Annotated in this window: 10 protein-coding genes; 6 read left to right on the top strand and 4 right to left on the bottom strand. The window is 64.1% G+C overall.

What is annotated here, in order from left to right; genetic code table 11:
• Nucleotides 1–83: 83 nt before the first annotated feature.
• The 4 genes from AB1N67_RS18310 to AB1N67_RS18295 form a co-directional block, all read right to left on the bottom strand.
• On the bottom strand, nucleotides 84–824 hold the full coding sequence (locus AB1N67_RS18310) for a YciK family oxidoreductase (RefSeq protein WP_043206597.1): 741 nt from the start codon (nucleotides 822–824) through the stop codon (nucleotides 84–86).
• A gap of 71 nt (nucleotides 825–895) precedes the next feature.
• Nucleotides 896–1,567: an N-acetylmuramic acid 6-phosphate phosphatase MupP gene (gene mupP / locus AB1N67_RS18305; protein WP_043206596.1), complete on the bottom strand. Its 672-nt coding sequence runs from the start codon at nucleotides 1,565–1,567 to the stop codon at nucleotides 896–898.
• A 2-nt stretch (nucleotides 1,568–1,569) separates the two neighbouring features.
• Complete coding sequence (gene ubiG, locus AB1N67_RS18300) at nucleotides 1,570–2,268, bottom strand: bifunctional 2-polyprenyl-6-hydroxyphenol methylase/3-demethylubiquinol 3-O-methyltransferase UbiG (protein WP_043206595.1); 699 nt, start codon at nucleotides 2,266–2,268, stop codon at nucleotides 1,570–1,572.
• A gap of 61 nt (nucleotides 2,269–2,329) precedes the next feature.
• Nucleotides 2,330–3,652, bottom strand: a complete 1,323-nt coding sequence (locus AB1N67_RS18295) for a TRZ/ATZ family hydrolase (RefSeq protein WP_102082354.1) — start codon at nucleotides 3,650–3,652, stop codon at nucleotides 2,330–2,332.
• Nucleotides 3,653–3,761: 109 nt separating this feature from the next.
• Here AB1N67_RS18295 and mtnA point away from each other — a divergent pair, with 109 nt between their 5' ends.
• From mtnA to cmk, 6 genes are all read left to right on the top strand, one after another.
• Nucleotides 3,762–4,838: an S-methyl-5-thioribose-1-phosphate isomerase gene (gene mtnA, locus AB1N67_RS18290; protein WP_043206593.1), complete on the top strand. Its 1,077-nt coding sequence runs from the start codon at nucleotides 3,762–3,764 to the stop codon at nucleotides 4,836–4,838.
• Nucleotides 4,839–5,115: 277 nt separating this feature from the next.
• Nucleotides 5,116–7,890 carry a DNA gyrase subunit A gene (gene gyrA, locus AB1N67_RS18285; protein WP_043206592.1) on the top strand — a complete coding sequence of 925 codons (2,775 nt, stop codon included), beginning with the start codon at nucleotides 5,116–5,118 and terminating at the stop codon, nucleotides 7,888–7,890.
• A 174-nt stretch (nucleotides 7,891–8,064) separates the two neighbouring features.
• A complete protein-coding gene (gene serC / locus AB1N67_RS18280) occupies nucleotides 8,065–9,150 on the top strand; it encodes a 3-phosphoserine/phosphohydroxythreonine transaminase (protein WP_180962739.1) in 1,086 nt (361 codons plus the stop codon).
• Nucleotides 9,150–10,244 (top strand): prephenate dehydratase, encoded by a 1,095-nt coding sequence (gene pheA, locus AB1N67_RS18275; protein WP_023379266.1) that lies wholly within the window; start codon nucleotides 9,150–9,152, stop codon nucleotides 10,242–10,244. The genes serC and pheA overlap by 1 nt, the downstream gene beginning before the upstream one ends.
• A gap of 151 nt (nucleotides 10,245–10,395) precedes the next feature.
• Nucleotides 10,396–12,603, top strand: coding sequence for a bifunctional prephenate dehydrogenase/3-phosphoshikimate 1-carboxyvinyltransferase (locus AB1N67_RS18270; protein WP_241502469.1), 2,208 nt, complete (start codon nucleotides 10,396–10,398; stop codon nucleotides 12,601–12,603).
• A complete protein-coding gene (gene cmk / locus AB1N67_RS18265) occupies nucleotides 12,600–13,286 on the top strand; it encodes a (d)CMP kinase (RefSeq protein ID WP_043206590.1) in 687 nt (228 codons plus the stop codon). Before AB1N67_RS18270 ends, cmk begins: the two co-directional genes overlap by 4 nt.
• Nucleotides 13,287–13,366: the final 80 nt, after the last annotated feature.

Below are 13,366 nucleotides of genomic sequence, written 5' to 3'. Positions count from 1 at the left end.
AGGCTGCGCCAGCTCTTACAGGGGCAACACGTTACCTGTAGGAGCTGGCCTGGCCTCTGATCGTGTCAGGCTGGACGGCCCTGTTACTGGGCGTCGAACGCCTGCCCGTTCACCCCGGCACTGTCCGGACCCATCAGATACAAGTACAGCGGCATGATCTCTTCGGGCAGCGGATTGTTCTGCGGGTTCTCGCTCGGGTAGGCCTGGGCACGCATCGCGGTGCGGGTGGCGCCAGGGTTGATGCTGTTGGCGCGCACCGGCGCTACGCCGTCCAGTTCGTCGGCCAGGGTCTGCATCAGCCCTTCGGTGGCAAACTTCGAGACACCATAGGCGCCCCAGTATGCGCGGCCCTTGCGCCCGACGCTGCTGGAGGTGAACACCACCGACGCGTCCTCCGACAGTTTGAGCAGCGGCAACAGCGTGCTGGTCAGCATGAAGGTGGCATTGACGTTTATGTGCATCACGCGCATGAAGTTTTCGCCCGAAAGCTGCTCCAGCGGCGTGCGCGGGCCAATGATCGAGGCATTGTTGAGCAGGCCGTCGAGGCGGCCGAACTGCTCTTCGATCATCACGGCCAGTTCGTTGTACTGGTGGGGCAGGGCGGTCTCGAGGTTGAACGGGATCACTACCGGTTGCGGATGGCCGGCCGCCTCGATCTGGTCGTAGACCTCGTTGAGGTTGGCCTCGGTCTTGCCCAGCAACAGCACGGTCGCCCCCAGGGCGGCATAGGCCTTGGCGGCGGCAGCACCGATACCACGGCCAGCGCCTGTGACCAGAATGATCCGGCCTTTGAGCAGGTCGGGGCGGGCGGTGTAGTCGTACATCGGTCGGTCCTTTGAAGTCAGTTGCGATCAACGGGGAGCGCTATGCCCTCCCCAAACCCGGTTGTATCAGGTCAGCAGCCGCACAGCGCGCTGTCGATCACCTTGCGCAGTTCCAGGGGGTGGTCCACCACCACGTCTGCTCCCCAGTTGTTGGGATTGTCCTGAGGATGAATATAGCCATAGCGCACCGCCGCCGTGCGGGTACCGGCATCACGGCCGGACTCGATGTCGCGCAGGTCATCGCCGACGAACAGGACACTGGCCGGGTCCAGGTTCAGGGTCTTGCAGGCGAGAATCAGCGGCTCGGGGTCGGGCTTGCTGTTTTTCACGTGGTCCGGGCAGATGAGCAAGGCCGAGCGCTCGGCCAGGCCCAGGCGCTGCATGATCGGCTCGGCGAAGCGCACGGGCTTGTTGGTGACCACGCCCCACAGCAGGTTGCCTTTCTCGATGTCCTCGAGCAGCTCGGCCATGCCGTCGAACAGCTTGCTGTGCACCGCGCAGTCGCGCTGGTAGCGCTCGAGGAATTCCAGGCGCAGGGCTTCGAAGCCTTCTGCGTCCGGGTCCATGGCGAAGGTGGCCGCGACCATGGCCCGGGCGCCGCCGGAAATCACGTCGCGAATGCGCTGGTCATCGATGGCCGGCAGGCCACGGTCGGCCAGCATGGCCTGGCAGATGGCAATGAAATCCGGCGCCGTGTCCAGCAGGGTGCCGTCCATGTCGAAGAGTACTGCTCGCAAACGCATGCTCATTCCTCGCGCAGGGTCTGGATCATGTAGTTGACGTCGACGTCGCTGCTGAGCTTGTAGTGCTTGGTCAGCGGGTTGTAGGTCAGGCCGATGATGTCTTTCACCTCGAGGCCCGCGACGCGGCTCCAGGCGCCCAGCTCCGACGGGCGGATGAACTTCTTGAAGTCGTGGGTGCCGCGCGGCAGCATCTTGAGCACGTACTCGGCACCGATGATCGCCAGCAGGTAGGCCTTGGGGTTGCGGTTGATGGTCGAGAAGAAGACCTGGCCGCCCGGCTTGACCAGGCGATGGCAGGCGCGAATCACCGAGGAGGGGTCAGGCACGTGTTCGAGCATTTCAAGGCAGGTGACCACGTCGAACTGCCCGGCCATTTCCTCGGCCATCTCTTCGGCGGTGATGCGGCGGTATTCGACCTCGACGCCGGACTCCAGCTGGTGCAGTTGGGCCACGGCCAATGGTGCCTCGCCCATGTCGATGCCGGTGACGCTGGCGCCACGCAGGGCCATGGCTTCGCTGAGGATGCCGCCGCCGCAGCCGACGTCCAGCACCTTCTTGCCGGCCAGGCCCACGCGCTCGTCGATCCAGTTGACCCGCAGCGGGTTGATGTCGTGCAGCGGCTTGAACTCGCTCTCGCGGTCCCACCAGCGGTGAGCCAGGGCTTCGAACTTGGCGATTTCGGCGTGGTCGACGTTGCTCATGGAACAATCCTCTGAATCTTCGATAAAAGTGTTACAGGCGCAAACCCAAGGCTTGCGGCCGTCATTCGTGGCCTGCGATGCGCGCGCCCCAGGCGCGGGCCGTGGTCGTCAAAGCTTGTTCGTCCATCTGCGTCAGGCGTCGGTCGTCGAGCAGTTGGTGGCCGGCGACCCAGACATGCCGTGCGCAGTCGCGGCCTGTGGCGTAAATCAGTTGCGAAACCGGGTCGTGCACGGGCTGCTGGGCCAGCCCCGAGAGGTCGAAAGCCACCAGGTCAGCGGCCTTGCCCAGCTCCAGCGAGCCGGTGACCGCCTCAAGACCCAGGGCGCGGGCACCATTCAAGGTGGCCATGCGCAGGGCTCGGTGGGCATCCAGGGCTGTGGCGGAGCCGGCGACCGCCTTGGCCAGCAGGGCCGCGGTGCGGGTTTCGCCGAGCAGATCCAGGTCGTTGTTGCTGGCCGCCCCGTCGGTGCCCACCGCCACGTTGACCCCGGCCTGCCATAGCCGTTCCACCGGGCAGAAGCCACTGGCCAGCTTGAGGTTGGATTCGGGGCAATGGACAACGCTGGTGTCGCTTTCTACCAACAGAGTGAGGTCATCGTCGCTGATCTGGGTCATGTGCACCGCCTGCAGCCTTGGGCCCAGCAGGCCGATACGGGCCAGGCGCGCCAGCGGGCGCTCGCCGTTCTCGGCCAGGGCTTGTTCGACTTCGCCGGCGGTCTCGTGGATATGCATGTGCAGCGGGGCGTCGAGCTGGTCGGCGATGACGCGGATCTTCTCAAGGCTCTGATCGCTGACCGTATAGGGCGCGTGAGGCCCCAGGGCGACACTGATGCGTGGGTGGTGGCGCAGGTCATCGAACAGCTCGATGGCCAGGTGCAGGCCTTCGTCGGGCGTGCGGGCGCCAGGGACGGGGAAATCCAGCAAAGGCACGGCGATCTGGGCGCGAATACCGCTGCGGTGCACTCGGTCGCAGGCCTCCCGCGGGAAGAAATACATATCGGCAAAGCAGGTGATGCCGCCCTTGAGCTGCTCGGCGATGGCCAGGTCCGTGCCATCGCGCACGAAGGCTTCATCCACCCGGCGGCCTTCGGCCGGCCAGATGTGCTCTTTGAGCCAGGTCATCAACGGCAGGTCGTCGGCCAGCCCGCGCAGCAGGGTCATGGCGGCGTGGCCATGGGCGTTGATCAGGCCGGGGCACAGCAGACAGTCGGGCAGCTCGCGTATTTCCCGTGCAGCCGGTGCCCGTTCACGCGGGCCGAGCCAGGCGATCAGCCCGTCACGGATGCCCAGGGCGTGCTCCTTGAGTACCACGCCGGCCGGCTCCACGGGGACCAGCCAGCCCGGTACGAGCAGCAGGTCGAGGGGGGAGGGGGCTGTGGGCATGCGAAGGGCACCTGGTTCGGTTGAGTCAAGCGCGCAGTATACCCGAGCGTCCAGGGCTGAGGCTCGCTATAATCGGCCGCTTTTGATCAGCGAACGACGGGGAGAGGCGATGCGCGAGCGACTTTTGGCGGCGGAGAAGGTGACCGGCATCCAGTGGCGTAATGGCACCTTGCATCTGCTCGACCAGCGCCTGCTGCCTGTTCGTGAGCATTGGTTGGCCTGCACCGACGTGACGGCGGTGGTCGACGCGATCCGCCAGATGGCGGTGCGCGGTGCGCCGGCCATCGGTATCAGCGCCGCCTATGGCCTGGTGCTTGCCCTGCGCCAGCGCCTGGCCGAGGGAGAGGACTGGGAGCACGCGCTGGAGGAAGATTTCCTTGCCCTTGCCGAAGCCCGGCCTACGGCGGCCAACCTGTTCTGGTCGCTCAACCGCATGCGCGAGCGTCTGCAGCGTCTGCGTGCGGATGAAGACGTGCTGGCGGTCATGGAGGCCGAAGCGGTGGCAATCCATGAAAGCGACCGCGAAGCCAACCTGACCATGGCCCAGCACGGCCTGGAGCTGATTCGCCGCCAGCAGGGCAACGCGCAGACCATCCTCACCTACGGCAACGCTGGTGCCTTGGCCAGTGGCGGCTTCGGCACTGCGCTGGGGGTGATCCGCGCGGCCTACCTCGAAGGCATGGTGGAGCGGGTCTACGCCGGCGAAACCCGGCCCTGGCTGCACGGCTCGCGCATCACCGCCTGGGAGCTGGCCCACGAAGGCATCCCGGCGACCCTGTGCGCGGATTCGGCGATGGCCCACCTGATGAAGACCAAGGGCATCACCTGGGTGGTGGTGGGCGCTGACTGCATCGCCGCCAATGGCGATGTGGCTGGCAAGATCGGGACTTACCAACTGGCGGTCGCGGCCATGCACCATGGCGTGCGCTTCATGGTGGTGGCGCCGAGCACCACCATCGACCTGAACCTGGCTACCGGCGAGGACATTCCCCTCGAGGAGCGCGAGGCCGACGAGCTGCTGGATGTGGCGGGTAACCGTGTGGCAGCCGAGGTGGAGGTGTTCAATCCGGTATTCGATGTGACGCCAGCGGACCTGGTCGATGTGATCGTGACCGAGCGAGGCGTGGTAGAACGGCCTGATACCGCCAAGATTGCCCAGTTGATTTGTCGCAAGCGTTTGCACTGATCGTTCAGGATTTTACGATGGCCTCATCGTGGGGCAGGAAAAACGGCGTTTTTACAGGCGCAGCGGCAACCTGCCATATCTCCCACGCCCCACGCCTTTGTGATACCATCCGGCAGTTTCCAGGGCCGCTCGTTGAAGCGGCCTTCATTGCGCAGATCCATGGCTCAACTCATTGATTTGTCGTAAGTCGTCGCACCCCTTTGCGTGCGGCGGCGAGCTTCGTTCGTCCTACGAGGGAAACGACGAAGTTTCACCAGAAAAAGGAATCAGGCTTCTCATGGGCGAACTGGCCAAAGAAATCCTCCCGGTCAATATCGAAGACGAACTGAGACAGTCTTACCTCGACTACGCGATGAGCGTGATTGTCGGGCGTGCGCTGCCCGATGCGCGTGACGGCTTGAAGCCCGTGCATCGCCGCGTTCTCTACGCGATGAGCGAACTGGGCAACGACTGGAACAAGCCGTACAAGAAGTCCGCGCGTGTGGTCGGTGACGTCATCGGTAAGTACCACCCCCACGGCGACACTGCGGTCTACGACACCATCGTGCGTATGGCCCAGCCCTTCTCGCTGCGTTATCTGCTGGTCGATGGCCAGGGCAACTTCGGTTCGGTCGACGGCGACAACGCCGCAGCCATGCGATACACTGAAGTGCGCATGGCCAAGCTGGCCCACGAGCTGCTGGCCGACCTGCACAAGGAAACCGTCGACTGGGTGCCCAACTATGACGGCACCGAGCAAATCCCGGCGGTCATGCCGACCAAGATCCCCAACCTGCTGGTCAATGGTTCCAGCGGTATCGCCGTGGGCATGGCAACCAACATCCCGCCGCACAACCTGGGCGAGGTCATCGACGGCTGCCTGGCGCTGATCGACAATCCCGAGGTGTCGATCGATGAACTGATGCAGTTCATCCCCGGTCCCGACTTCCCCACTGCCGGCCTTATCAACGGCCGCCAGGGCATCATCGAGGCCTACCGCACCGGCCGTGGCCGCATCTACATGCGCGCCCGCTCCGAGATCGAGGACATCGACAAGGACAAGACCGGCGGTCGCCAGCAGATCGTCGTCACCGAGCTGCCGTACCAGCTGAACAAGGCGCGGTTGATCGAAAAAATCGCCGAGCTGGTCAAAGAGAAGAAGATCGAAGGCATCACCGAGCTGCGTGATGAGTCCGACAAGGACGGCATGCGCATCGTCATCGAGCTGCGTCGCGGCGAGGTGCCGGAAGTGGTGCTCAACAACCTCTATTCGCAGACCCAGCTGCAGAGCGTGTTCGGCATCAACATGGTCGCGCTGATCGACGGCCGTCCGCGTCTGCTCAACCTCAAGGACCTGCTCGAGGCGTTCGTCCGTCACCGTCGTGAAGTGGTGACCCGCCGTACCGTGTTCGAGCTGCGCAAGGCGCGCGAGCGTGGTCACATTCTTGAAGGCCAGGCCGTTGCGCTGTCCAACATCGACCCGGTGATCGCCCTGATCAAGGCCTCGCCGACCCCTTCCGAGGCGAAGGAAGCCCTGATCAGCACGGCCTGGGAGTCCAGCGCCGTACAGGTCATGGTCGAGCGTGCCGGTGCCGACTCCTGCCGTCCGGAAGACCTGCCGGAGCAGTACGGCCTGCGTGATGGTAAGTACTACCTCTCGCCGGAACAGGCCCAGGCCATCCTCGACCTGCGCCTGCACCGCCTGACCGGCCTTGAGCACGAGAAGCTGCTGGCCGAGTACCAGGAGATCCTCGAGCAGATCGGTGAGCTGATCCGCATCCTGAGCAGCGCTGAGCGCCTGATGGAAGTGATCCGCGAAGAACTCGAAGCGATCCGCGCCGAGTACGGCGATGCCCGTCGCACCGAAATCCTCAACGCCACCCACGACCTCAGCTACGGCGACATGATCCCGGAAGAAGAGCGCGTGGTGACCATTTCCCACGGTGGCTATGCCAAGACCCAGCCGCTGTCCGCCTATCAGGCACAGCGCCGTGGCGGCAAAGGCAAGTCGGCCACTGGCGTGAAGGACGAGGACTACATCGAACACCTGCTGGTCGCCAACAGCCACGCCACGCTGCTGCTGTTCTCCAGCAAGGGCAAGGTTTACTGGCTCAAGACCTACGAGATTCCCGAAGCGTCCCGCGCCGCCCGTGGCCGTCCGCTGGTCAACCTGCTGCCATTGGAAGAAGGTGAGCGCATCACCGCCATGCTGCAGATTGACCTCGAAGCCCTTCAGCAGAACGCCGATGGCGACGAAGAACTGGAGGATGCCGACGACACCGTGCTCGAAGGGGAAGTGATCGAGGCCGAGGAAGTCGACGAAGAAGACGGCGACACCCCGGAATGGGTGGCAGAGCCGACCGGCGCGTACATCTTCATGGCGACCGCCTCCGGTACCGTTAAGAAGACCCCGCTGGCCCAGTTCGCCCGTCCGCGTTCCAGCGGTCTGATCGCCCTGAAGCTCAAGGAAGGTGACACCCTGATTGCCGCGGCCATCACCGACGGCGCCAAGGAAGTCATGATGTTCTCCGACGCCGGCAAGGTGATCCGCTTCGCCGAGAGCGTGGTGCGCGAAATGGGCCGTACCGCCCGTGGTGTTCGCGGCATGAAACTGGGCAAAGGGCAGCAGGTGATCTCCATGCTGATTCCTGAGTCCGGCGCGCAGATCCTCACGGCTTCCGAGCGTGGCTTCGGCAAGCGTACCCCGCTGTCCAAGTTCCCTCGTCGCGGCCGTGGCGGCCAGGGCGTCATCGCCATGGGTACCAAGGGGCGTAACGGTCTGTTGATCGGTGCGATCCAGGTGCAGGAAGGCGAAGAGATCATGTTGATCTCTGACCAGGGCACCTTGGTGCGTACCCGTGTGGGTGAGGTCTCCAGCCTGGGCCGTAACACCCAGGGTGTGACCCTCATCAAGCTGGCGACCGACGAGACGCTGGTGGGGCTGGAGCGGATTCAGGAGCCGTCCGAAGATCCCGACGAACTGATCGACGGGGACGAGGAGGGCGTCGAGGTCGATGCGCTGGACGCAGTCGACGACGACGGTGGTGTCGCCGAAGAGGCGCCACAGGAGTAACTCAGCGCAACACCCCCGAACGGGGCGACCATGGTCGCCCCGTTTGACTGATTACGGCAGGCAGCGTCCTCAAGGACGGTGCACTACCTGTGGAAGCGGGTAAACCCGCTTCCCAGGGTGCTCGGCAGTATCGAAGATTGTAGATTTGTACTATTTGGCAGAGCGAGAGTGGATGTGAGCAAACGAGCCTTTAACTTCTGCGCAGGCCCTGCCGCGCTTCCTGACGCTGTCCTGCAGCGTGCCCAGGCCGAAATGCTGGATTGGCGTGGCAAGGGCTTGTCCGTGATGGAGATGAGCCATCGCAGCGATGACTACGTGGCCATCGCCGAAAAGGCCGAGCAGGACCTGCGCGACCTGCTGTCCGTCCCCTCCAACTACAAAGTCCTGTTCCTGCAGGGTGGTGCCAGCCAGCAGTTTGCTGAGATCCCGCTGAACCTGCTGCCGGAAAACGCTACGGCCGACTACATCGAGACTGGCATCTGGTCGAAGAAGGCCATCGAAGAGGCGCGCCGCTTCGGTCATGTCAACGTCGCCGCTAGTGCCAAGCCCTACGATTATTTGGCTATTCCGGGACAGAACGAGTGGAACCTGACCAAGAACGCTGCCTATGTCCATTATGCCTCCAACGAGACCATTGGTGGCCTGCAGTTCGACTGGGTTCCGCAGACCGGTGACGTTCCTCTGGTGGTCGACATGTCGTCCGACATCCTGTCGCGCCCGATCGACGTCTCCCAGTACGGCCTGATCTATGCCGGTGCGCAGAAGAACATCGGTCCGAGCGGCCTGGTGGTGGTGATCGTGCGCGAAGACCTGCTCGGTCGCGCCCGTAGCCATTGCCCAACCATGCTCGACTACAAGGTCGCGGCCGACAACGGCTCGATGTACAACACTCCTGCCACCTATTCCTGGTACCTCTCGGGCCTGGTGTTCGAATGGCTCAAGGAGCAGGGCGGCGTCGAGGCCATGGAGCAGCGCAACCGCGTCAAGAAGGACCGCCTGTACGGTTTCATCGATGGTAGCGAGTTCTACACCAACCCGATCAGTCACAATGCCCGCTCGTGGATGAACGTGCCGTTCCGCCTGGCCGACGAGCGCCTGGACAAGGCCTTCCTGGCCGGCGCCGATGCCCGTGGTCTGCTCAACCTCAAGGGCCATCGTTCGGTCGGCGGCATGCGCGCCTCGATCTACAACGCCCTGGGCCTGGAAGCGGTCGATGCCTTGGTGGCCTACATGGCCGAGTTCGAGAAGGAGCACGCTTGATGTCCGATCAGGAACTCAAGGCGCTGCGCGTACGCATCGACAGTCTCGACGAGAAGATCCTCGAGCTGATAAGCGAGCGCGCCCGTTGCGCCCAGGAGGTGGCGAAGGTCAAGACCGCCTCCCTGGCCGAAGGCGAGAAGCCGGTATTCTACCGGCCCGAGCGTGAGGCTGCTGTGCTCAAGCGCGTCATGGAGCGCAACAAGGGCCCGCTGGACAACGAAGAGATGGCGCGGTTGTTCCGCGAAATCATGTCCTCCTGCCTGGCCCTGGAAGAGCCGCTCAAGGTTGCCTACCTCGGCCCTGAAGGCACCTTCACCCAGGCCGCGGCCATGAAGCACTTCGGTCATGCCGTGGTCAGCCGTCCGATGGCTGCCATCGATGAAGTGTTCCGTGAAGTGGCGGCAGGTGCCGTCAACTTCGGTGTGGTGCCGGTGGAAAACTCCACCGAAGGCGCGGTGAGCCACACTCTGGACAGCTTCCTCGAGCATGACATGGTGATTTGCGGCGAAGTCGAGCTGCGCATCCACCATCATCTGCTGGTGGGCGAGAACACCAAGACCGACAGCATCACGCGCATCTATTCCCACGCTCAGTCCCTGGCCCAATGCCGCAAGTGGCTGGACGCGCACTACCCGAATGTCGAGCGCGTGGCGGTGTCCAGCAACGCCGAGGCCGCCAAACGGGTCAAGGGCGAGTGGAATTCGGCGGCCATCGCCGGCGATATGGCGGCCAATCTGTACGGCCTGACCCGCCTGGCCGAGAAGATCGAGGACCGCCCGGATAACTCCACGCGCTTCCTCATGATCGGCAACCAGGAAGTGCCGCCGACCGGCGATGACAAGACCTCGATCATCGTCTCGATGAGCAACAAGCCAGGTGCCCTGCACGAGCTGCTGGTGCCTTTCCATGAAAACGGCATCGACCTGACCCGTATCGAGACCCGCCCGTCGCGCAGCGGCAAATGGACCTACGTGTTCTTCATCGATTTCGTCGGCCATCACCGCGACCCGCTGATTAAGGCGGTGCTGGAGAAGATCAGCCAGGAGGCTGTGGCGCTCAAGGTGCTGGGGTCCTATCCGAAGGCGGTCCTTTGATCGAAAACCTTTGGTTTTCGCGCGGTACCTGTGGGAGCGGCCTCGTGTCGCGATGGGCTGCCCGGCAGCCCCCTGCGGTCTCACTGACTGGCATAGTTTCTAAACAGGGTTCGCACTCGTGCTAGATGCAGTTACAACCAAACCCGCGCCGATCATCGGCCGCCTGGTCGTCGTAGGCCTAGGCCTGATCGGCGGGTCATTCGCCAAGGGCCTGCGCGAAAGCGGCCTGTGCCGGGAAGTGGTCGGCGTCGATCTGGATGCCCAGTCGCGCAAGCTGGCCGTTTCGCTCGGCGTGGTCGATCGCTGCGAGCAAGACCTCGACGTGGCCTGCGTCGGCGCCGACGTGATCCAGTTGGCCGTGCCCATCCTGGCGATGGAAAAGGTCCTGGCCCATCTCGCGCGCCTGGACCTGGGCGATGCAGTGATCACCGATGTGGGCAGCGCCAAGGGCAATGTGGTGCGTGCCGCACGTGAGGCCTTTGCCGGACGTCTGTCGCGTTTCGTCCCGGGCCACCCGATCGCAGGCTCCGAGCAGAGCGGCGTGGAGGCCTCCAACGCCGCACTGTTCCGCCGCCACAAGGTCATCCTCACGCCACTGCCGGAAACCGATCCGGCCGCCGCGGCCGTGGTCGACCGCCTGTGGCGCGCGCTGGGTGCCGATGTGGAGCACATGCCGGTGGAGCGCCATGACGAAGTCCTGGCCGCCACCAGCCACCTGCCGCACCTGCTGGCGTTCGGTCTGGTCGATTCCCTGGCCAAGCGCAATGAAAACCTGGAGATCTTCCGGTACGCTGCGGGAGGCTTCCGCGATTTCACGAGAATCGCCGGCAGCGACCCGATCATGTGGCACGACATCTTCCTCGCCAACCGCGAGGCTGTCCTGCGCACCCTGGATACATTTCGCAGCGATCTCGACGCCTTGCGCGACGCGGTCGATGCAGGGGACGGGCACCAGCTGCTGGGTGTATTCACCCGCGCCCGGGCTGCCCGCGAGCATTTCAGTAAAATCCTGGCCCGCCGGGCCTATGTGGACGCTATGAACGCCAACGATCTGATTTTCCTGGCCCAACCTGGTGGCCGCCTGTCCGGACGGATCCGCGTTCCGGGCGACAAATCGATTTCCCATCGCTCGATCATGCTTGGCTCGCTGGCCGAAGGTACCACCGAGGTCGAAGGTTTCCTCGAAGGCGAGGACGCCTTGGCGACCTTGCAGGCCTTCCGGGACATGGGTGTGGTCATCGAAGGCCCGCACCATGGTCGTGTGACCATCCATGGCGTCGGCTTGCACGGCCTCAAACCGCCACCTGGCCCGATCTACCTGGGTAACTCCGGTACCTCGATGCGCCTGCTGTCGGGCCTGCTGGCCGGCCAGCCGTTCGATGTCACCATGACCGGCGATGCCTCGCTGTCCAAGCGCCCAATGAACCGTGTGGCCAACCCGCTGCGCGAGATGGGTGCAGTGGTCGAGACCGGTCCTGAAGGCCGTCCGCCGCTGACCATCCGTGGCGGCCACAAGCTCAAGGCGCTCAACTACACGCTGCCGATGGCCAGTGCCCAGGTCAAATCCTGCCTGCTGCTGGCTGGCCTGTATGCTGAAGGCACCACTACCGTCACCGAGCCTGCGCCGACCCGCGACCATACCGAGCGCATGCTGCGCGGCTTTGGTTATGCGGTCGAGACCAACGGCCCGGTCGCTTCGCTCAAGTCGGGTGGCAAGCTCAGTGCAACCCGCATCGAGGTGCCGGCGGATATCTCCTCGGCGGCGTTCTTCTTGGTCGCGGCTTCGATCGCCGAGGGTTCGGAGCTGGTGCTCGAGCATGTCGGCATCAACCCGACCCGTACCGGCGTCATTGATATCCTGCGCCTGATGGGCGGCGACATTACCCTGGAAAACCAGCGTGAAGTTGGCGGTGAGCCGGTCGCGGACCTGCGCGTGCGCGGTGCCAAGCTCAAGGGGATCGAGATCCCCGAGCACCTCGTGCCGCTGGCTATCGATGAATTCCCGGTGCTGTTCGTGGCTGCCGCCTGCGCCGAAGGGCGTACCGTGCTGCGCGGCGCCGAGGAACTGCGCGTCAAAGAATCCGATCGCATCCAGGTCATGGCTGACGGCCTGCTGACCCTGGGCGTGAAGTGCGAGCCGACCCCCGATGGCATCATCATCGATGGCGGCCAGATCGGCGGCGGCGAAGTGCACGGTCACGGTGACCACCGGATCGCCATGGCCTTCAGCGTTGCCTCGCTGCGTGCTAGCGCGCCGATTCGCATCCATGACTGCGCCAACGTCGCCACGTCCTTCCCGAACTTCCTGGCGCTGTGCGCCGAGGTTGGCATTCGGGTCGCAGAAGAGGGCAAATCGTGAGTTCGCAAGCGCCAGTCATCACCATCGATGGGCCAAGCGGTTCGGGCAAGGGTACGGTCGCGGGCATTCTGGCCCGCGAGTTGGGCTGGAAGCTGCTTGATTCCGGCGCCCTGTACCGCCTGCTGGCGTTCAATGCCGTCAACCACGGCGTCGACCTGACCAACGAAGAGTTGCTCAAGGCCTTGGCCGCCCATCTGGATGTGCAATTCGTCGCCGCGGAACCGGGTAAGCTGCAACAGATCATCCTCGAGGGTGAGGATGTCAGCAACGTGATCCGCACCGAAACCGTCGGCGCCGGCGCCTCCATGGTCGCTTCGCTGCCCGCAGTGCGCGAAGCGTTGCTGCAGCGTCAGCGCGCCTTCCGCGAAGCGCCTGGCCTGATCGCTGACGGTCGCGACATGGGCACCGTGGTCTTCCCGGACGCGCCCTTGAAAGTGTTCCTCACCGCCAGCGCGGAGGAGCGGGCACGGCGTCGCTATTTGCAGTTGAAGGGCAAGGGCGATGATGTTAGTCTGGCGAGTCTGCTAGATGAGATTCGTGCGCGCGATGAGCGCGACACCCAGCGCGCGGTGGCCCCGCTGAAACCAGCGGCCGATGCCATCCAACTGGACTCCACCGAGTTGTCCATCGAGCAGGTGTTGCAACGTATCAGGAGCGAGCTCGCCCAGCGCGATCTGCTCTGATAGCCAGGAGAACAGGCAGGGGCACCAGTCAACGTCCTGCCGGTTTTCCTTTATATGAACGAAACCCACATTGTCTGGAA

Source organism: Pseudomonas guariconensis (assembly GCF_040822035.1).
Taxonomy (GTDB): Bacteria; Pseudomonadota; Gammaproteobacteria; order Pseudomonadales; family Pseudomonadaceae; genus Aquipseudomonas; species Aquipseudomonas guariconensis.
Note: the sequence above shows the minus strand (reverse complement) of the source record. Positions and strands in the feature narration are given on the sequence as shown.